The organism is Microvirga tunisiensis, from assembly GCF_009296175.1.
Classification (GTDB): Bacteria; Pseudomonadota; Alphaproteobacteria; order Rhizobiales; family Beijerinckiaceae; genus Microvirga; species Microvirga tunisiensis.
The window spans coordinates 1-20,572 of record NZ_VOSK01000105.1; the positions used below are offsets into that span (position 1 = coordinate 1).

At 57.4% G+C, this 20,572-nt stretch carries 16 protein-coding genes; 1 reads left to right on the top strand and 15 read right to left on the bottom strand.

The window, feature by feature from the left end; genetic code table 11:
• Positions 1-174 precede the first annotated feature (174 nt).
• The 15 genes from ssb to FS320_RS21955 all read right to left on the bottom strand — a co-directional run bounded on the left by ssb (position 175) and on the right by FS320_RS21955 (position 18,466).
• On the bottom strand, positions 175-678 hold the full coding sequence (ssb, locus tag FS320_RS21885; RefSeq protein WP_152714061.1) for a single-stranded DNA-binding protein: 504 nt from the start codon (positions 676-678) through the stop codon (positions 175-177).
• Between the two features lie 150 nt (positions 679-828).
• Positions 829-3,033 (bottom strand): type IV secretory system conjugative DNA transfer family protein, encoded by a 2,205-nt coding sequence (locus tag FS320_RS21890; RefSeq protein WP_152714062.1) that lies wholly within the window; start codon positions 3,031-3,033, stop codon positions 829-831.
• A gap of 11 nt (positions 3,034-3,044) precedes the next feature.
• On the bottom strand, positions 3,045-4,127 hold the full coding sequence (locus tag FS320_RS21895) for an ATPase, T2SS/T4P/T4SS family (protein WP_162003143.1): 1,083 nt from the start codon (positions 4,125-4,127) through the stop codon (positions 3,045-3,047).
• Positions 4,128-4,204: 77 nt separating this feature from the next.
• Positions 4,205-6,016 carry a TraB/TrbI/VirB10 family type IV secretion system protein gene (locus FS320_RS21900; RefSeq protein WP_152714064.1) on the bottom strand — a complete coding sequence of 604 codons (1,812 nt, stop codon included), beginning with the start codon at positions 6,014-6,016 and terminating at the stop codon, positions 4,205-4,207.
• 11 nt (positions 6,017-6,027) lie between these two features.
• Positions 6,028-7,116, bottom strand: a complete 1,089-nt coding sequence (locus FS320_RS21905; RefSeq protein WP_162003144.1) for a TrbG/VirB9 family P-type conjugative transfer protein — start codon at positions 7,114-7,116, stop codon at positions 6,028-6,030.
• Positions 7,117-7,507: 391 nt separating this feature from the next.
• Positions 7,508-8,389 (bottom strand): VirB8/TrbF family protein, encoded by an 882-nt coding sequence (locus tag FS320_RS21910; protein ID WP_152714066.1) that lies wholly within the window; start codon positions 8,387-8,389, stop codon positions 7,508-7,510.
• A 402-nt stretch (positions 8,390-8,791) separates the two neighbouring features.
• Positions 8,792-10,993 (bottom strand): hypothetical protein, encoded by a 2,202-nt coding sequence (locus FS320_RS21915; RefSeq protein ID WP_152714067.1) that lies wholly within the window; start codon positions 10,991-10,993, stop codon positions 8,792-8,794.
• A gap of 38 nt (positions 10,994-11,031) precedes the next feature.
• Complete coding sequence (locus FS320_RS21920; protein WP_152714068.1) at positions 11,032-11,961, bottom strand: hypothetical protein; 930 nt, start codon at positions 11,959-11,961, stop codon at positions 11,032-11,034.
• A gap of 49 nt (positions 11,962-12,010) precedes the next feature.
• Positions 12,011-14,452 carry a VirB4 family type IV secretion system protein gene (locus FS320_RS21925; protein WP_152714069.1) on the bottom strand — a complete coding sequence of 814 codons (2,442 nt, stop codon included), beginning with the start codon at positions 14,450-14,452 and terminating at the stop codon, positions 12,011-12,013.
• A gap of 11 nt (positions 14,453-14,463) precedes the next feature.
• The gene (locus tag FS320_RS21930) at positions 14,464-14,766 is read right to left on the bottom strand and encodes a hypothetical protein (protein ID WP_152714070.1); all 303 of its coding nucleotides are present in this window, start codon (positions 14,764-14,766) and stop codon (positions 14,464-14,466) included.
• Between the two features lie 80 nt (positions 14,767-14,846).
• Positions 14,847-15,203, bottom strand: coding sequence for a hypothetical protein (locus FS320_RS21935; RefSeq protein WP_152714071.1), 357 nt, complete (start codon positions 15,201-15,203; stop codon positions 14,847-14,849).
• A gap of 112 nt (positions 15,204-15,315) precedes the next feature.
• The gene (locus FS320_RS48175; protein ID WP_152714072.1) at positions 15,316-16,524 is read right to left on the bottom strand and encodes a DnaB-like helicase C-terminal domain-containing protein; all 1,209 of its coding nucleotides are present in this window, start codon (positions 16,522-16,524) and stop codon (positions 15,316-15,318) included.
• Positions 16,521-16,838, bottom strand: coding sequence for a hypothetical protein (locus tag FS320_RS21945; protein WP_152714073.1), 318 nt, complete (start codon positions 16,836-16,838; stop codon positions 16,521-16,523). The genes FS320_RS48175 and FS320_RS21945 overlap by 4 nt, the downstream gene beginning before the upstream one ends.
• A 285-nt stretch (positions 16,839-17,123) precedes the next feature.
• Positions 17,124-17,600 (bottom strand): hypothetical protein, encoded by a 477-nt coding sequence (locus tag FS320_RS21950; protein WP_152714074.1) that lies wholly within the window; start codon positions 17,598-17,600, stop codon positions 17,124-17,126.
• A 95-nt stretch (positions 17,601-17,695) separates the two neighbouring features.
• Positions 17,696-18,466 (bottom strand): hypothetical protein, encoded by a 771-nt coding sequence (locus FS320_RS21955; RefSeq protein WP_152714075.1) that lies wholly within the window; start codon positions 18,464-18,466, stop codon positions 17,696-17,698.
• Between the two features lie 278 nt (positions 18,467-18,744).
• Between FS320_RS21955 and FS320_RS21960 the strand changes: the two genes are divergently transcribed.
• The gene (locus FS320_RS21960) at positions 18,745-20,475 is read left to right on the top strand and encodes a PAS domain-containing protein (protein WP_244627293.1); all 1,731 of its coding nucleotides are present in this window, start codon (positions 18,745-18,747) and stop codon (positions 20,473-20,475) included.
• Positions 20,476-20,572: the final 97 nt, after the last annotated feature.

Here is a 20,572-nt window from a genome sequence, read left to right on the forward strand (position 1 = left end):
GTTTTGCTCCACGCTTCCTTCAGACCTCACCTCGCGGCGACGCCCTTGCGCATTGCTAACCCTTCGCCGCCATCAGGCTGGGTAGAGGACTTGCACCTCCAAGCTGTCGAACATGCTCGGCACACTAAAAAAAGGCGGCCCGCAGGCCGCCCTTTCATTGGCGTCGCGCACGGACTAGAACGGAATATCATCATCCAAATCGGTGTGGCGTGAGCTCCCGCCGGCTGGGGCGGGGCGGCGTTCAGCGGGAGCTCGTCCGCCAAAGTCGCCGCCGCGCTGGATGCTGCCGCCACTATGCTCTTCGTCGAATTGTTCGCCACCGCCCTGGCGGCTGTCCAGGATCGTCAGCTCGCCGCGGAAGCGCTGCAGCACGATCTCCGTGGTGTACTTCTCCTGCCCCTGCTGATCCTGCCACTTGCGCGTCTGCAGCTGGCCCTCGATGTACACCTTCGAGCCCTTCTTCAGGTACTGCTCCGCCACCCGGCCCAGGTTCTCGTTGAAGATCACCACCGAGTGCCACTCGGTCTTCTCCTTGCGCTCGCCCGTGCCCTTGTCCTTCCAGGTCTCGGACGTGGCAATCCGCAGGTTCACCACCGGCTCCCCGTTCGACAGACGCCGAACCTCCGGGTCACGCCCCAGATTGCCGACTAAGATTACCTTGTTCACACTGCCCGCCATAGGAGCATCTCCAGTTCTAAATTAAGGGTTTCAGTAGCTTTAGCTCGATAGCATCACCCATTAGTACGGATGAATACTTTCATTTAGCTGTGGCGAAAATCAGCCAGTGAGAGCAGCCACGGCTCTTGGGCCGTGGCTGCCAACGAGGCATCACGAGAGGGCGGAAGGTGATGCCGCGTGTCCCTTGAGGCTGTTGAATTTCGTGATCTCTGCGGAGTTGGCTGCCATTCTCGTTTTCTTCTTCCGTGCTTGCATGAGCTGATACTCCTGGATCCGCTTCTGCCGGATGAACTCAGGCAGGTAGTGCGAAGCAGTGGGTTCGGGACCTTCGCCTTTGTAATAGACCCGAGCTTTCAGCTCCTTGTCCTTGAAATACATCGGCGTGTCGAGAAGCATGGGCCTGTTAAGGAAGCCTTGGACAAGGACAATGTTCTTGCCGGGTTCAAGAGCTGTGATGTCCTCGGTCCTTAGAAAGTTGACGCCGCTGGTCTGCTCGCTGACATTGGCAGCAAGTGGGTTAGCTTGCTTAGACAAGCCCTCCATTCCAGATCTATTGCGATCTTTGATTGTCGTTTGGCCGACCATCTCTTGGATACGCTTCACCGTGTCTGGGTTGTTCTGAGGCAGGATGTATTTAACGGCAGTGGTGGAGTTAATGCCGCTTTCGTCCTCTTTGCTATAGATCTTCTGAATCTGAGCGTAATCCTGTGCGACCAACATGTAGCTGGTTTTCTTGCCACGGCCGAGATCTGGACCGGTCATGACAGCTTCAATCTTCGGCAGTTTAGCGAATTCGTCCAATGCGAAGCAGACAGTAGCAGGACCGAGAGTTACTCCAGTCTTATCATTGGTTTCACCCGGGCCGAAGGATAGGAGGGTGCGTGAAAGCACCTGGTAGAGCAGGGCTGTGACGTTAGCAAAAGCTTGGGCTTCAGCTTGGTTCACACAGATGTATAGGGTGACCGGCTTGATCTCGCCCGAGATAGGGTCAACGATGCCGCGCAGATCGTCAGGGGTGAAATCGCAGGCGGAGGTTCGCTCTTTAACAGCCGCGTTCTTGAAGGGTAGGAACGCACGATCCATAGTGCCCATAACGCCGCTTCTTTCCTTGTCGGCCATATTTACAAGCGACGATAGCTCATTGAAGGCGCGCTCCGACTTTCCACGGTTTTTAGGATGGTCAATCGGGTACTCAGAGTTAGTTCTAATATCGTCGCAGAGATCGCGAATCCACTTTCCAAGTTTATCGCCCCCGCCGCCAGTCGGATGTTCATCTTCCGAGCCAGGCCCGTCGCCGCTCGTCGCATCGAACTGGGCAACTGCTATCCAGTCAGCCAGCATTGGTATCGACGGTTCAAACCCATGCCAACGCTCGGGGAATGTCTCGTAACGAGCAGCATCCTTTCGATCAGCAATGCGAGCAACGATGTAGTGGAGGAAGCCAGTCAACGCGGCACGACCCTTATCTGTGAAATAGGAATCGCCACCGCCGGTTTGCTCAGGGATCATCGTTGCAGCAATAGAATCGATGTAGGTGTCACGGTCCGGGCCAGGAGGCGGGACAAGATCTGGAGAGAGAAAGTTGAAGCGTGGATAGTAGATCCCTTCCTTCGGATTATCGACCTTGGACCAATTAAGCATAAAAACATGACTGACCGTTGAGCGATACGCTGCGGTCATTTGCCAAAGCTCGGGCTTTGGATCGTTTACGACGAAGGACACATTGTTTGACGAGACTATCGTCGGCACCACGAGTCCAGCCGTCTTGCCTGTTCCGGGAGGCGCGAGGCAGAGAGCGGATAGTGACTCGATCATCATCACCATCTGGCCCTTACGGGGTCCCGTTGGCCAGCGACCAAGGGCCATGAGGTAGCCGCCTTTGATCCCGACCTGTGGAGGCTTCCGAGCTTCCATCGCCGCCAGGGTTCGATCATCGCACCAGGCAGCGAATCCCTGTTTATAGGCGATGTTCTTATAAGGGTTCATCAGGGCAAGAATGCCACCTGGCAGGATGAACGGCGCGATGCACGCGAGATAGGCCCATAGGGTGCCTGCGATGACCTGAAACGGACCGGGTCCGAACGATTTGGCAAACAGAATATGGATCTGCAGGAGATTCCCGCCGACAACGAGATCGATGAAGCGTCCAGCTTCGGTAAAAGTCGACTGAGTGAATGGGGCGTGAGCGAGGAACCAGAGCAGCGGGCTGAAGAGGAATGCCAGCAAGCAGAGGGAGACCATCAGCAGCAGAGCACAGGTGTTCCAACGCCGGTAGGAACGGATTTCCGCCTCCATATGGTCCGGCAGGATGTCACGGCGGAATGGATTTCTGAATTGGACGGTTAGCTCGGCCATTGTTGGGGACCCTAAACAACTTCCGTGATGAGGCGTTTCGCGCCTTCGCGCTGGATTTGAATGACGCGGAGGCGCTTCTTCATTTCATGAAGGAGCCGATCGCGGTCCTTCACCTCGTTCTCGTGCGTGTGGGAGATGCGGGTCATGAAGGTACCGAAGGCTTCCTCTGAGCTTTCTGCGTGAATCGTGGTCATGAAATGCCCGTGACCGGATCGCATGAGTTCCCAAACTGCTCCAGCATTCGATGTGGAGATCTCGCCGGCAAGAACGATGTCTGGCGTCATTCGGACGATCAGATCGACTACGGATTTGTAATTGAATTCATTGGCGGAGCCGGAGCGTGCCATTAGGAGGTGCACGCGGTTGACCTGAGGGATCACCAACTCCCGCGTGTCTTCGACTGTGACAACCCGGAGGTTCGGATCCACCTTCTGCATCAGGGCACGCAGGAGGGTAGTTTTACCAGTGCCGGTGGCGCCGGAGATCAGAATATGGTCGCCACGGTCCAACGAGTTGAGGATCTTCGTGTACGGATCGTCTGGATCCGCGTCCTTATTGAGGATCGACTTGAGAGTACGTTCGATGGGCAGTCCTGGCGTTACGCCATAGTCCTGAAGATCGATTTCGGACTGCTGAGTAAACTGTCGGATCACCATGCACACTGAGCCGACTTCCGAAATCTCAGCCTCATCGTACTGAATGTTCGGGCCGATACCGCAGACGAAGCGATGGCCGCGTGGGGTTGTGCCATAAACAACCGGAACGCCTTGGGGCCCAAAGTTCGCCATATCCTGGCTGTTGGCCATCGTATGGGCGAGCATCGTAAGATAAGATCGCGTCAGCGTCTCGTCGCGGTGATACGCATAAAGTGAGCCGTTCGCGAGAGGCTTACGAAGGCGCTGAATGATTTCGGTCGGACGGTTAATCTGGATCTCCTCGACCTCGCTGTGCTCGAGCCATTTCATGAGGGGCGTGAGAAGGTGGGCGATGATCGTCCGTGTCGGCGAGTTCTCGATGGTCGCGATCTTTTGTTCTTCGTGATGCTGGATCTCCAAAATTGGAGTTGCTCCGACGACTGGAATCTCGAGCTGCATTGTCTGCCTGCCGTTTGTCTCTGCGATCTGGTTCCGGAGGTGTGTCCGGGGCGGATGTGCTCCGTCCCGGGTGGAGCTCACTTGATGGATGACCAAGGGGAAGAGCCCGACGTCTCCCGACTCTTGATCTGGGCGCTGGCGGACGCGTCTTGGCCGTTCAACGCGGGTCCCGGTGACGGGCGGGCGTGGGCCGGGAGGTTCGAGGCCGGCGCGACGCCCGACGTGCGCGACTGCGGCGGCTGCACCTGGGATCCTGGGGCCTGGAGCCCGAGGTTGCCGGGCAAGATTGGGAAGCCGTTTCGATCGAGATTCTGGACAGAGGGCGTCGCCGGTTGGGCGGCCCGCAGGGGCTGGCCGGTGACGGGATCGTACTGGATGCCGGACACAGTCGCGGCACGCGAGGTCGTCTGTTGAGTGACCTCTTCTACCTGGTCCGTTCTGGTGAACCCACCCCATGCCCTCTGACGGCGAGCCTCGGCTTTCATGGTCTCGGTGGGGACGATCGGACGGAGCCATAGATCCTGGTTCGGGAAGATCGTGACGCGAGTCCCGGCAGGAATCGTCCGGATGGGCGGAATTTGGGATCCCTGTTCCTGAATGTCGTCGATGACCTTCTCGAAATCCTCGCGGAACTGCTTGGTCGCAACAGACCGCGCATTCTCTGCGACCGTCTGCTGTTGACCATAGCCGTAGCCCGCACCGGAGCCAAAACCATAACCCCCTGTCTGAACCTCCTGCTTGCCATTTAGGCCGAGCGTGACGCCGACATTGATGATGCTAGCCAGGATGGTATTGCCGTACTTTTCGACGTAGCGATTGTCGATGTGGCCAATGACACCGGAACGCCCCATGGCGTCGCCGGCATAGCCCTCGATCTTGAAGGCTGCGCCGTCTGGACGAACGATGCGCTCCCAAGCGATCACGACCTTTTCCTCGGCCGTGCTGGATACCGCCCCGACGGAGCCGATAACAGTCGAGCCGCGCGGGATAAGAACCAAAGTGCCTTCGCCGCCATAGATATCACGCTCGACCTGAGCCACAGCGCGGCTCGCGTATCGAGTGTCGATGCCGATTTTCACAACGGCCGGGATCGGCTTATCCATCGTGACAACTCTGCTCATGTCGACAGGGAAGGTGGACATGTTGCTTTCGATCCCGATGCTGGACCAGTCGTCATGCTGAGGCTTCTGTGGGCCTGTATCGAGATCCTCGGCCGCAAAACCTCCCAGTTGCTGACGGTTCTGAAGATAGGCGACGAGCGCCGGGTTCGGGATTTCGACGACGGTCTCCTGGGCGTACTGTGCATTAGGAGCCGCGATTGCAATGGGTTCCTTGGGCGGAGCCTTGGTCGCCGAGCCGGTGAGGCTGATCTCTCGGGAGAATGCCTTTCTGGACCCGTCGCTGTTGTCACTTTCGGCCTGAATGATGATTTGTTTCTCGACTTTTACGGGGTTGAGAGGGTCGAAAAGAATATCGACGGTGCAGTTCTGATCGGGCTGAAGGGTTGCTTCCAGGCAGTTCTTCGCGTCGAGTTTGATGCCGACCTCTTGAGCAAACGCGATGGCTACGGACTTGATTGTCACGGGGCGGTCGGCGGCTGTGATCGTCAGCGAGCCAGAGTATGAACTCTCGCCAATGATGACGTCGCCCATCAAAATCCGGTCTTTGCTGGTGGTGAGCGATCCGATGACCAGCGGGGGCTTTTCTGGCTCAGGGGCGGGCCTCTCGTAGATCGGCTGTGAGACCTGCATCTTGATTGGCTCCCGAGCGGCTTCGGCCGGCAGGGACATTTGGTACAGGCCCCAAGCAATGGAGCCAAAGACGATCATCCCAAGAACGGTGGTGAGCGTCCATTTAAGGCGTGCCTTACGGTAGTCGTCGAGTGCCATCGGTTTGCCTCCTACTGGATTGCGCCGCTGAGGCCCGATGCGTCAAAGACGAACGGCTGGGGAGCTTTCTGGACAGGCTTTTCAGTGGTTGTTTTTGCGGCCGGTTTGGCTTCGGCGGCCTTCGGCTTGTCCATCTTGTCAGACGGGGCCGATGCGGTGGTCGGATTGGCAGGTCGTGCCGCCTTCTTTGGAGCCGAGCTGGCCGCAACAGGCGCAGGAGCCTTGGTATACTGCGTTGACACTGGAGCGGGCGCTGCCGGGGCCGGGCTGACCGGCGCGACGCGGACGACTTCGCCGCTGCGGGGCAGATCCCTGCTTGTGGTGTCGGCTACGAGGGTCTTCGGCGAAACACGATTGTCGGGCTGGTTCCGTAGCTTAAGGCAGACAAGATGCCGACCGTTGCGGAGGACGAGGTCACCAATAGCCTCGATAATCATGATTGAGCCCTTCGGCCCTGCGGTCCGGGTTCCAATTGGCGTTTCTGTACCGTCTGTTACGAGGCTGGCGACGGGCCACTGGTTCATCGAGCTCGCGTTGGGCCCGAAGTCCAAATAGGTGAAGTGTTTGTCGTGCCAGGCCCTGATGGGTGCAATGATCTGGTCAGACTGATCCGGGACGAGGATGTCGATATTCGCTTCCATGTCCCTGCCATTGGCCGAAACAGAATCGGCCCATTCCCGAGAGCCTGCCTTGAAGGCTGCGGACTTCTCGGTAACCGCAGGCTGATAGAGGTCCCGATAGTCGGTGTATGGAGCTGAGGTCGGCGCGGTGGAGTGAAGGGTGCCGCCGTAACTGTCGCTCATACCACCAACTACAACCTCAACAGTCGTGTCGGGGAGGCGCTCCGAGTTATAGGGGATAGAGCGGAGATAGACGTTGTAGACGTTACCTGAGGATCCGAAGACCACCATATTCCCGTCAACGCCGGAATAGACGGAGCGAATGAGGATCGACCGCTTGTCAGGGCCGATGCGGCTCTCGAACGTCTTCTTGTCGGAGATCTCGCGACTGACAACTTCCTCCTGCATGGGCCATTTCATGACGGTAAGCATGCCTTCGCGGACGTTGACCTCCATCACGATGTCGGGGCGCCATGCCACCTTGAGGAATCCAGGCATAGTCTGCCGGGGGCCCATGCTGGCTTGAGGTTTCTGCCAGGCTTTCTGCTCAAGACCAAGAGGACGTAGTTCTGCGGGGCTGGTCGGCCGGATGCTGGCAATCTCTCCCTGCGGAACCGGCACAGGCTGATTCAAGGGATCTGGAATAGCTCCGGGCGCCCGAAGCGGTTCGGCACTTGGTGCAGGGTAAGACGGATAGGAAGCCGGCGCTGCGGCTTGAGCGAAGCCCTGAGTGGGAGCAGAAAGGCAGGTCAACGTGACGACTGCCATTCTAGCGATCAGTCCCGCCTTGCGACGTTGACCCCAGCCCCCGCGCGCAATGTTAGTGACTTTGAACATTGTTTTCTTTCAGTGGATCGATTGGTCAAAGGGCCTAGTTGCTGGAGTCGCGCTTAGGCACAACTGCGTAGGCCAGGACCGTGAATCCGAGAGGGTTGTCAAAACGCTTGCTGTACGTGATGCGCCTGGGCTGATTGGCGACGCGCAATTCGGCAATGAAGGTCTTCCGGCTCTCGACCGTATCGGTGAGCCCGGAACCGATCTTGCGATCGTAGGCGGTGAACTCGACACGGTAGAAATTGGCCTGAACAGCCTGCACGGCGTCGATGACGATGTTTCGGGTGAACTGGCCCTTCATCGCCGCATCGTGGACGGGCTTGATTTCGTCAAGAAATGCCTGGAAGACCCCATCTTCGGAGAATTCCTTCACCTTTCCTGACCAACGATTGAAGTTGCTCACGTCGTCCTGGGAGATGGTGTTGCGGAGCTTGATGTACTCGCGAACGTTGTTTTCGGTCAGGATATCGAGGGAGCGGAGGTTCCCGGACGGCGGGTCGATGCGCACAACCTGCTCGGCTTTGTCGCTGAACGTAACGAAGAATGGAACCACGCGGTAGAGCGGGAACATCTCGGACAGGAGATTTGCCTGAACGAGGTTCGTAATGAGGAGGACACCGATGATGATGTACTCGATCCGCAAATTCCGGTAGACGCGCTTGGCCCGATTGCTGAAGACATCCACTTTCGCGGGGTAGGTTCCGATTTCATCTGGTTCGCGGGAACGCACGGGGCGAGGTTCGGGGGGAACCGTGCGTGTCGTGCCACCCTTTTGGACCGGGGGCGCCACAACAGATTCCACATTGTCGTCAGCATCGTTGGAATCTCTGATGATTTCGACATCCGGAACAGTGTTCCTAGTGACGGGAGCGGGGGTCTTACTTCCCGTCAGCTTCCCAAGGCGGTTCTGAAAGTTCATCGACGGCAATCCAGTCCAAAAACGGAGAAATCAAACAGGCTGCTGCTGTGCGAGATTTGGCAGCAGGATGCATACGCACGGTGTGCGTTTGAGCTGGTTCGGACCGGCGCCGATGCCAACCGGGTACTCCGTCCACGAACTGCTGGTGCATCCTCCGAGAACGAGCATTGCTCCGACGGTGATGGCGAGGAAGAGGGGCCTCATTGGAGATTCCACTTTATCCTATTTCGTTGGTCTCCAGTTCTTATAAGGGAACTGGGCGAACGAATCTGCAAAGGATTCGTCCTGATGGGTTTACTGTTGGTATTTATACGCTCCTAAACCCCATAAGGACAAAAAAGAGGCGCTTGCGGCGCCTCTTATCAGGTTTGGTTATCGTGCCCTTCGTAGCGCTTGATGCGTTTACGATCTGCTGAATGGGGCATCAACGGGGATGAAAGCCCGGAATGCCCGCTGCGGCCTTACCGGATAGTCGATCCCGGGATTGGCGAGGCTCCGGCAGTCGTACAGGTTTGCATTGCACGGGTACGGGCTCGTGATCACCACCTGCTGCGGCTCTGGCTCCGTGGGCGGCTGGGCACCGAGGCAGTCGATGCCGCAGGTTGGATCGTCCTTGGGAGGCGGGTTAGTGGAGACCCATTGATCGTAAGCCACATCGGTTTGGATCGCCGCAACAGCCTTATCGAGCTTCTTGACACGAGCTTCAGTATCCGGCTCAGCCAGATATTTAGGTTCGATCTTGGCGCGATATTGGCCAGCAAAGCGGTTGAGGTCAGTGACTATCGCTGACAGGGCGGTGAAGTTCATAATGTTGACCTGCTGGTTCTTCAGACCCGGCAGGCTGTTTAGAACCGGGGTTTTTTCGGGATCAGCGAGTAGGCTCGCCAACTTCCGCAGTTCGTGCTCCGTATGGTTAATGACGTCCTGAGCGTTGAGTGCAAACTCGTAGAGCCAAATCGCCTTCTTCTCGAGGTTTATCCAGAAGGTGAAGGCAGGGGTGGAGAACGCGCGTACGTTGTATTGCATGAACTCAATGACGGCATTCACGTCGGTTTCCGGAACCCATTGGCTGAGAGCCATGGAGAGAAGGGCACCGCAGGTGAGTTTGTTAGGGTTCTCGACGATTCCGAGGAGATCGACAGGAATTGGCTGCGGGACCTTCGAGAAGTTGGCCACCAGTCTTTGCTCTGCAGGGCCATTGTCCCCACCCCCTCCGAACGACACCTGTTCATCGAAGCATACGGTGATACCGTAACGGCCGGGTGTGAGAGATGCGTTCTGGACAATGGTGTTACCTGCCGTGATCGAAGCGGCATTCTGGAGATAGGAATCGCCCCACTCGTAGGGATCGAGACCACCGAGCCCATTCGAGCCGATCGCTTCGGCAGCCATCGCTTTGAAGGCCTGGGCGGGATCGACATAGAAGAGGATCAACCGGTGTGCCAAGGCAGCCCGGAATTCGTTCGACGCGTTGAGGATGCGATTATATTCGTCGACAGTTTCTTGATTGAGCCTCTGTGTTTCCCGCATGGATTTGACCGAGACGCCGGCGTTGTGGAGCTGAATCGACCGTTCAACCAGATTGTCGAACGCAGTGAGAGCGGCCACCGAGGCTGACCGGGCCTTGCGGCTTTCATCCCTCTGTCCGAAACCAGAGCGGCTGATTGCCCGATCGAGATCCAGCTGTGGCGACACATACGGTGTCTTTGGGGCGGTTTCCGACACCGCAGCCGTAGCGGCCGCGGCAAGTGCGAGAGACCCGGGCGAACTGTCGGCAAGCTGGGTCATGGGAAGGCGGGGTGCCTCAGCGGTTGTGATACCCCATGAAGAGCGATTTGCCTTATCGTCAGGGCCGAGCGTCCCGAGTTGATTGTAGCTGTCCGTGGCTGTCAGGCGCGAGAGGAGCTCGGACCGGTTCTGGAGAGCCTGCAGCATGGCTACCCGTACCGTGTTCATGGCTGCAAGATCATCATGAGTGCTTCGAGTGGACGAAACGACCTTCTGAAGCTTCTTTATCTCCTCGGGCGATTGCGCGAGCTTCGATCGGGCTCCGAGCGCGGCAGCCAATCCCTCGATGTAGCCTGAAGATATTGCCTCCTGGCGGCGGGCAGTCTCACGCTGGCCCTCGATGATGCCTGTGGCGGGCTTCCCAAAGAAGATGCTGAACTGAGCGGCCATGTCGACCGCGCTCAGGGGATTGCCGTGAATTGCTTGTGGGAGGCCGTTGGCAATGCCGAAGCCAGAAAGGCCCCCTGCGCGAGGCCCGCCCATTAGCTGGGTAATGAGGGAGTTGATCAGGCCGAGATCCTGACCAAGGCTCTGGAGCTGATCCTTCCAGGCAAGAAGCTCCTTGAACATGGAGTTGTTCTTCAATTCCTCAATTGCCTGCTGGAAGGTATGCTGGACCAGCGACTGGTTGTCGCCGATAGGGCAAGGCTTCGGGCAGCAGATGACGAGGTAGCTTGCGGGATCGGCACAGGGAGTGAAGGCGCTGGCCCTGCGCGGTATAGCCATGCCGACGGCAAACACGATCGAGATGAGTAGGCCCACACGCATCCATTGGAAAAGAAGCGCGATCCTCGGATCAGGAGAGCGAGCGTACATAAGAAACTCCGACGTCTCTGGGAGAGGGGGAGGCGGGCTTAGTTGCCCGCGCTTCCGTTGCTGCTGGAGAATGTCTGTGCGTCGTTGGCGATGAAGCTGGCCGAACGCATTTGGAGGAGGGCGGCGAGTTGAGCGTTATTCTGTTGAAGCTGTTCAAGGATCTTCAGCATGATCGCATTATTGACTGCGATATCCCCGCGAAGGTCCTTGGCGTCCTTGGCGGCCTGGGAGAGGCTTTTGATCTCTTCGGGCGCGTTGGTGAGGCTCGTCTTGCCCTGAATGGCGGTTCCCATAGCATCAACTGCTGACTTGCGAGCGAAGATGCTGCGCACGCTGTTGACTGCCTCGACACGGCGCATATCGGGTTGGCCGTTCATGTACAGACTGCTCTGCAGTGAGGCGGTCGCGGTGCCGATGGTCTGACCATTGTTCAGGGCCTGCGACAGATTTTGAAACATTGACGAGAAGTGCTGGTTGCCCTGAGCTAGGCCGCTGAATTGGCTAATATCCGGCATTGAAGGCTGGATACCCACCAGGCCGATACTCGGTTGTCCTAGGCAGCCGGAGGAGATGCCATTCAGGGCTCCCATCATGCTCTGGACACCCTGGAAGCCGCCTCCGCCCCCGCCGCCGCGGGTGATGTTCTGGATCTGACCAATGCACTGCGTAAGCGCCCCGATGTCAAATCCAGGGTCGATGCCAAGCATGCCAAGGATGCTGCCGATCGAACCGGGACCGAAGCTGCCGATGACCTTGTTGATCTCGCTCACTGTATTGAAAATGCCGTTGAGCTGGCCAAGCTGCTTATTAACGGTACCGACGACCTCCTTGAGCTTCGCAAGGCTTGACAGATCGATGGTCGGGACCTGCGCTTGGGCCGGGGTAACGGTAGAGATAGATATGCCTGCTGCGGCTCCGATCGTGATTGACAGGGCGAAGGCGGTCCGGATAGCGAACCGGCGTATCATTGAGAGACTTCTGTTCGATCTTAGACGGCGGAACATTGGCGTTTTCCTGTTAGCGGGAGGCGTTGAGGTAGGGCTCGAGGAAGTCATCACCGTGCTTCTCCTGCATGTGCCTTAGGATGCGGAGGTTAGTGATGCCGGATTGGTAAGCGTTGAAGTACTTCCCGATCGAAGCGAGATTGATGTCGAGAACTGCGCTCTCTCCAGTTGAGAACTTCTTGACTAGAACTGCATAGGGAAAGTTCTGGAACTCTCGGCCCAGAATAAAGTCGAGCTCTGACGCATTGAGATCAAATTCATCGTAATCGCTCGCTAGTGCCGTTGGATTTCGGAAGAAGTAAGCGGTTTGGCACTGGGTACGAATGAGCTCGGATATACCTGCCGCCTTGATTGCGCCGGCTCGCTGAAACGCGAGAATGTAGGCTTGCCGCTTCTTCCGGCCCTCTTGCAATCCGACTTGAACGAAGTCCTTGGCAAACTTCGGATTTGCCAGCATGGGCTCAGTTTCGTCGACGAAAATCAGAGAGGGATCACCCGTTTCGTCCGCTAGCATACGCAGCCGATGGGTGAAGTAGTCCATCACTGGGCCAGCAATTTTACCATCCTCTTTGAGGATATGTGTCATATCAAAGCCGACGAGGCGGTTCGATCGCAGGTCAAGCGTGTCACTATCCGCGTTGAAGTAGGCGCCGTAGGCGCTTTCATCGATCCACCGGATCATGTTGGCCCGGACGTTTCCGTGGGCGCTGAAAGCACCGGTATAGATGTCCTTGAGCTTCCGGTTCTTCATTGGAAGATTGCCGTCATAGACGATCTCGATGGCGCGAGCGATTTCTTGCTCGTCGGCCGGGCTGTCCACGTCTGCAAGGTGCTTGAGGAAGCGGATCAGGAAGCGGCGATTTTCAATCCGATCCGGGAGATGGAGCGGATTCATATTGGCCGAAGCTGTATCGCCGTCAAACGTGACGTACTTCCCATTCGCGCAAGTTGTGAAGACACGCATGCCTTCGTGGCGGTCGAACAGAAACACCCGCAGATTGGGGAGCCTCATTGCTTGGCCGGCGATAAATGACATGAAGGTCGTCTTGCCCTGACCCGTAGGCCCGATCATGACGGCGTGCGCGGGAGCCTCGCGATGCTCCGTCGAATGGAGCTGAAAGCTGTAGGCGGCCCCGTACATGCTGCGGAAGTAGGTCAATGGCTCATTGAGCCAGTCGGATTTTTTGAGTCCTTCGTTGATCCTATGAAGGTATAGATTGGCCGCGATGTTCGAAGAGAGCATCCGGTACATCCTGGGCCAAAACCGATCGTACTGGAATTGGGAGAACCAGACGGCCTGAGCGATCTTCCGCTCGCGAACTGGAGTTCCGCCGGTGCGCGAAAGGATTGAATTGATCTCGCTTTCCGCCCTTGTGCAATCCTTGACGCTCTCGGCATAGACGATGATGTGCATCGAATACATGAGGGTTGAGGCCTTGTTGCCGGATTGCTGGCCTTCGACCATAGCGAGCACTTCGTCGTACTCAGCTGCTGCGGTGACCGAAAGGTTCATAACCGGCGCAGCTCTCTTTTCCCGGTTCAGGGAGAGAGTTTCCTTTGCGCTCTGGAGGGGCTGAATGCCGTGGTAGACGGTCATTTCGGCGTCAATGGAGAGGACATCTCTCATGACCGATTCCATGGATTTCTCTCCGCAGTCGCGGATGCCGATCACGACGGCGTACTTCTTGGTCACGCCGTTTGAGAAGCTGATGATCCCCTTGGCCTCTTCACGGAAACTAACAGTATCCGCGGTGAGAAGGTCGCTGACGCGGTCCTGCCAGTCTAGGCCTGTGGGCTTCGGGCGAGTGACCGGGCTGATGACGGCCGCCAGCGCGGCCAGCGGTCCGTCCTCTGGCGAGTGATCCGGGCCTTCTCGCATGACAGAGCAGTTATAGGACTTCAACGAGTCGCAGACGAAGCGCGCCGCGTTATCCATGCGCTCAATGGCGTCCTCATCGGAGCCGCCACGACAGATAAGCATCATGACATGGGTCAGGCGGTACGTATGCTTAAAGTTAGCATTCCAGGCCTCAGCCACGCCCCGAAGCATCGGGTTCTTATGGGTTGCCTCCTGGCGGATTGGATCGCGTTCCTTTGACTGGAAGAGGTTTACCTGATCGATCCCGTACTTCTGGAGATCGTCCAGCATGTGCTTGCGTCGCTGGTAGAGGTCCTCGTGCTTCTCCTCGGTAGAGAAGGTCAGCTCAGCGCCTCGGATTTTGATCATCATGGCGTAGCGACCATCCGACATTTTGATGATCGCCGGGCTGATCATCCTGTCGAAAAGCAGAAAGTCGGCCAACCTGTCCTGGTTGGGCGGCGGCATGAGGCGGTCGAGAACCTGGGGGATCAACAGGCTTGCTGCGCCGGCTGCCGCTCCGGTGCTGAGGAGAAGCGCGGTTGTCCGAAGTAGGGAACCGCTGGTGGAAATGAGTTCGAGAGCTTCAGCTGACATATGACGAGGCCTTAGGGATAGAAAGTCCGGGTTTTGGAGCGACGGCCCATGTTGCGGGGCGCTCGCAGGAGAAGATGGCCCGTCTGGAACAGGGTGGTCATATGGGGCTCTCGGAAGCCTGACCCGATTAGGAAGATATGAACGGCGAATCCAACTATGAGGAACAGGGGCGGCGTCAGGAACTGGAACAGCGCCGACCCGAGGAACCCGAAGGACATAAGGCAGAAGTTGAGGAGGGCCGGGAGCGCAGGAGCGCCGAAGAATTTTTGAGGCAAGGCAACGGGCCTGAAAATCTTAACTTGGATATCCTTCATGATTCCAGAGATTCCTCATGAAAAAAGGGGCTAGAAATAGCCCCTTCACATTACAGGAAATTTGCAGATCTAATGGGTTTTTATTGCAGCGTGTCGGTTGCCTGGAGAGTCGCAGCATCGGTTGCGCCGCCGCCGCCCACCTGGGAGTTTGAGGCGTAGAGAATGATGCCGCCGCCGGCTGCAAGAACGATGATCGCGCCGACGAGGGAAAAGGCCCAGCGCCAGTTCCAGTGTCCGAAGAAGCCCATGCCAGCAAGTCCGAGAATACCGAGCCCGGCGCCGATGAACAGAAGAAGGCGGCCGTTGGTGAAGAGGTCGGTGCCCTTGGTGCTGAGCGTGCCGAAGATGTTGCCTGCAGCCAAAGCTGCGTCAGGCAGGAGGACCGCCGCGGCCACAACGGCAGCCAGCGTGAATGTAATGCCAGTAGATGGACGCATCGTAAGATTTGCTCCTGAGGTGAATCTGTCCGAGCCCATTATAAAGGGAAACAGAATGGTTTTGGATAGGGGTCAAACGGGATAAACGGTTTAGTGGTATTTTTGAGGTGGATCAATCCTCGGGATTTCTGAAGTAGGGGCCAATCTCCCCCTCGAAGAGAAGTGCAGGCGTGTTGATGCTGCCGATGTTCGTCCAGGGGGTGATGTTTGTGGCAGTCGTTTCGAACCAGGTCTCAGCGCGACCCTGATCTCGGTGCATGTTCACGTAGAGACTCGAAGCAAACTTGATACTGTTGCTTTCACGAGGTCGGCCGTCATCCGAAAGCTGACACGTGATAACTATGCATAGGTCAGCGTCCATGGCGGTTTGCTGAAGGACTTGAGCCGCTCGGGCGAGCTCGCGTTCGCGATTGCTGTCGCGGCGCTCCTTGGACGATGGTTGGATGAGCTGCCAGTAGTCGACTCCGGCCATGATGATGCCGTAGCGACGCTTGTGATAGAGGATTTCGTGCCGGATATCCTCGACCGTGATCTGGGTATCATGGATGTAATAGGCCCGACGGGGCCGAGCGATGTAGCGATCGAGATCGTTGACGCGACTGGCGAGTTTTCGGGAAGAGCACTCCAGGAACCGGGACGCCTTGGCTGCTTCAACATCCTCCTCACGGCGCTCAAGTGTAAAGATGAGGTGAGAGTGGCCTCCCTCTTCGAGATTGTAGCTGATCGTGTTGAGGAGGGTGGTCTTGCCGGTCTTTGTGAAGGCGCCGATACCAATCATTGTGGAAGGCACCAAGCCGCCCCCAAGGTGCCGATCGAGCATCGTGAGCCCAGTGGGTATCGGCTTCCCTGTGTTCTGTATCAGCCGTCGCTTGAGATTGGCAGCAACACTGGCAGCCTCCCTGGTCCGGTATCCGGCATAGTCCGACGTTAGGCGGACCATGAGATTGCTGGATGTCGCTTTCCAGTCTCGCTCCTCCCGGAGCTTGGTGAGGCTCTTTTTGAGATCTTCCTCCAGTGTATTCGTGCGGATCTCATCGAGAAGGTACGTTGAGAAGCGAGAGACCGTGTCTGGATTGCCGGTGGCCGACGCTGCGAGTTGTTCGATCTCGGGCTGGCGCGCGATAAAGCAGGAGCCGGCGATAGAGACGGGGGTCACGGCGATGCCGTTCGTCACACAGGATCGCACGGCAGCCCAGGCCTCTCGGCACAGGGGATCATTCATGTCTTCTGGGCGAAGCGATCCGGCGCTTTCGTAGAGGGTCGGATCCCTCAGGATAGACCCTACAATCTCGCGCTCGAGGTCTGTTCTGTCCTTATTCACGGTGAGCCTTCGGGTAGAGAGGGAATCTTGCGGCCCAGCGGGTCATGGGCGGGCGGGCTGGTGGTGAACCACCGGAAGAGTTCTTCCGCCTGCCTCTCTGACGGGCCGACGGGGATGGTGGCCAGATGATTGGAATTTGATTTTCGTGTGCCTCCCCGTCCGCCGCGGGACAGCCAGATCTCAAGGGGAGCACCGTTTCCACCCACAATGAAGTGCATGGGAAAACCGGGGATGCCGGAATAGGCGAAAGCGAATGAGGCACGGTGCGTCCGTGCGGCGGAGGCGAGCTTGGTCAGCCTCTCCTGGAGGGTCATGGGATTGCTCTGGGGAATGGAAAGGGATGGGTCGGGCCAGGAGTGGCCGGCCCGTGGATGGGCTGGGCAAGCTGGAAGCCATCGTCCTTTGGGAATTGGACAATAGAAGTCGTCTATGGAACGACCTATGAACTGATTGGCGCCTTGAAAAACAAAGTAGGCGAGGGCCCTAAGAAGATCGTTAGGTAAAAGCTTCTGATCAGGGAGGCCAGGTGCGCCGGCATTGCGGTGTCCCTGATCAGGGATCGTTAGAAAGTAAGGTCCAGGGCAAGGGGCCGGAAGGCGTCACTTCCGGCAGGAAGAGAGTTGCCAGGCGTGTCCAGGGATCATGTCGACGTAGTCGGAGAGGCCGCGCACTTGGTCGTCGTAGTATAGGCCCTTCGGGAGGTCCGGGATCACCAGATAGGGCGCTTCATTTCCGCCGCGATAGGGACTGAAGTCCGAATTCATCCGGAGCACGGCGCTGCTGGCGACGGGCGTGTTACTGGCAGCGATCTTGTCCGTCTTGCCGATCGAAAGGTATTCGGTGGCAAAGCCATTGGAGAATGTGACGGCAACCCGGTATCTGAGCTTCGTTTTGCCGTGCTCGAGATTCAGGGTCCCCTTCTCGTCGGACTCGAAGGTGAGGGTGTGCATGCTGCCGAGGGTATCGGTATAGATGCCCTTGTGCTTAGGGCAGTCGATCGCCGCCGCTGTTTGTGGATTTGCGCTCAAAGCTGCGAATGCGAGTGCCCCCAACAGGGCCGGTTGAGTAAGATTCATAGGGTCGGTTCTCCTGCGCCCTTTATGGTTCTTGCAGAATGCCCTTAACTGAGGACGCGCCGTAGCGACAGTACCTTGGCCGCGGAAAGTCGGGTCTAATCGACGAGAACGATGCCGGGATCCTGCTCCGCCGACGGGATCTCGCGGCCCGGCGGTGCGTCAACGAACTGGGCCCACCCGGTCTTCATGCGCCAAACCTGCCGACGGTGCCCGACAGGGTACTTGAGCGACCCATCGGATTGCTGTTGAGGAGCCTCCCAGCCAAGAAACTCCTGGCTGGCGGCCTCTGGATTCGGGATCCGGATGAAACGCTTTACGGTATTCTTTCGCCCTAAGGCCTTAGGGCCGCCGGGCACACTTCCGTTCCCGAGGGAGCTTTTGATTACACCCAGTATGAATCCCTTGGGTTCGACCGGGGGCGGAGACTTGGTTTCAGCGACCGCTACGGCCTGGTCAAAGTGGGCCTCACTATAGGTCCGCATCACGAAACTCGCGAACTGGCGGGCGTCTTTCTCGGCCATTCCGAGCTTCTTCAGCTTCTCGACTCGCTCGTTGAAGGGTGCGTGCTTCTCCGGGTCGGCGGCTGCTTTGCGTTGGCGTCGCGTTTCTTGCATCAAGATGATATCGAATGGGTCAATATCGGTGTCCGCCGGAAGACGGACTTTCCCGGCGGTAAACACGACGATGTTGGCGAGATCGGGCCTAATCCGGTCCCAAACCTTTGTGCTGATCCGGGCAACGCCTGGCGCCTTTGTCTCAGGGATTTCCTCGACTTCCGTAAGGGCAGCGACCAGGCGCACTGCGGGAGCAATGACCTGAGTGTCCAGCGCGGCAAGTCGGAGGAGAATGGAAAGGGTATTGGACATCAGTGGCTTCGGGGCCGAGCGAGCCGGCAGGCCCACAAGGTCTTTTCCTCTCGGGAATTTAGAAAACAAATCCAGTCAAAAGTGCATCCGTTAGATGCATCTGAATTCACGAGATCCCTAAATTGCTAGTCTCTATAGGCAGTTATGACACATTTAACGAAAGCCAGTTATTGGTATTCTGTCCTTCTGCTGGTTTAGATCATCTCACTCTGGAATTTCCCGTGAACATGAATAGTCCCCTCCCAGAGATGCCTCTGGAGCCTTTGGGTTTGGATTTCATGCGCTGCGTACTGGAGAGCAGCTCTGATTGTATTAAGGTTCTAGATCTCGAGGGAGGCATCCAGTTCATCAGTCCAAGCGGAATGCGGCAGCTGGAGGCCGAGGCGGCGGCTGAGATCCTAGGCAAGAGCTACCCTGATTTATTCGTCGGTGAGTGGCGCCACCGGGCCGATGCAGCCATCCAAGCCGCCAAAGAGGGCAAGGTTTCTCGCTTTCACGGGTTTTTCCCAACCCTGAAAGGCACCCCGAAGTGGTGGGGGGTAATTGTGATCCCTATCGGAGCACAACGAGGCCAGACCCAGCAACTTCTGGCTTTGTCTAGCGATATCACAGACAGGGTGGATGCCGAGGAGCGATACCGCCTAGCGTCGCTCGCCATGAATGAGGGTATCTACGACCTCGACATCGTCTCAGATCAAATCAAGTTGAGTGAAGCTGCTCGGGTTCTGTTTGGCTACCTCGACCAGACAGCACGGGGTACTGAGTGGTGGACCGAACGGGTTCATCCAGATGACACCGAGACGGTAAAAGCGAGTTTTACCGCTAACCTGCAAGGCACAAACTCGGAATGGAGCCACGAGTATCGTTTCCGCCGTGCCAATGGTGAATACGCAGAGGTTCTCGAACGCGCCTTTATCGTCCGGGATCCCGACGGTAGGGCCATTCGGATGGTCGGGGCGATGCTCGACCAAACGGAGAGGAAAAAGACTGCAAACCAGATTCAGTCACTTCTTTCGAGGTTGTCCAACGTCCTTGAGAGTACAACTGACAGCGTCATGGTTCTCGATCGTAAGGGTCGCATCACCTACCTGAACAAGCGAGCGGACGCGCAACTGGCACGAGGGCGCCAACTCATTGGGGAGCGCATCCTCAAGGCAGAGCCAGAGTTGATGGAGAGCGACTTCGCGAGGGCTGTTGTTCAAACAATGAACGAAGGACGGCCGACCGAGATCAAGCAGTTCTATGCACCCCTCGGCCAGTGGATAGAAGCTAAGACATACCCGTCGGAAGAAGGCGTTACCCTTTTCTTCCGAGACGTAACGGATCAGTACCTTGCCCAGGAAGCCCTAAAGGAGAGCCAGGCCCGCCTGAAACTGGCTCAGGAAGCAGGCAAGATTGGAACCTGGGACATGGACCTAACGACCAGAGATCAGGTCTGGTCCGAAAGCATGTATTCCCTGTTTGGATGGGATCCGCATGGCCCTCCCGTGAACTACCAGAGGTTTTTGGACGCTGTTCATCCTGATGATAGAGCCGACCTGTTGGCCCGAGCTCGAGCTCTACTAGCCGGTGAGCGTCCATATGACACCCAGTTCCGGATTATCCGACCCAACGGTGAGATCCGGTGGCTGGCGACGCGAGGTGAGGTGGTTCGTTGCGAAGATGGAAGGCCGCAACGGATGTATGGCGTCAACTACGATGTCACCGAAGCTCGCCGGATTTCAGATCAATTGGCGGAAGCCAAGCAGGTTGCTGAGCATGCAAGCCAGGCTAAGACCGAGTTCCTGGCATCCATGAGCCATGAGATCAGGACGCCATTGCACGGGATCATGGGCTCAACGGAACTGCTCCTGGCAGACAAGGATCTCACAGACGGGCAGCGTCGGAACGCCGAGCGCATCGCGACCGCCGGCAAGGCCCTCCTGACCGTGGTCAACGACATTCTAGACTTTTCGAAGATGGAGGTCGGGCAGGTTGATCGTACGCATCCGAGGTGGGCCGCCTTGTAGGAATTGTCGGATTTGGCACTGACTGTCCTTATTGACGTCAAAAAGGACAGTGCGGCTATGGATCGAGTTGAGATTGTCGATACGGGTCGGCGTCGTC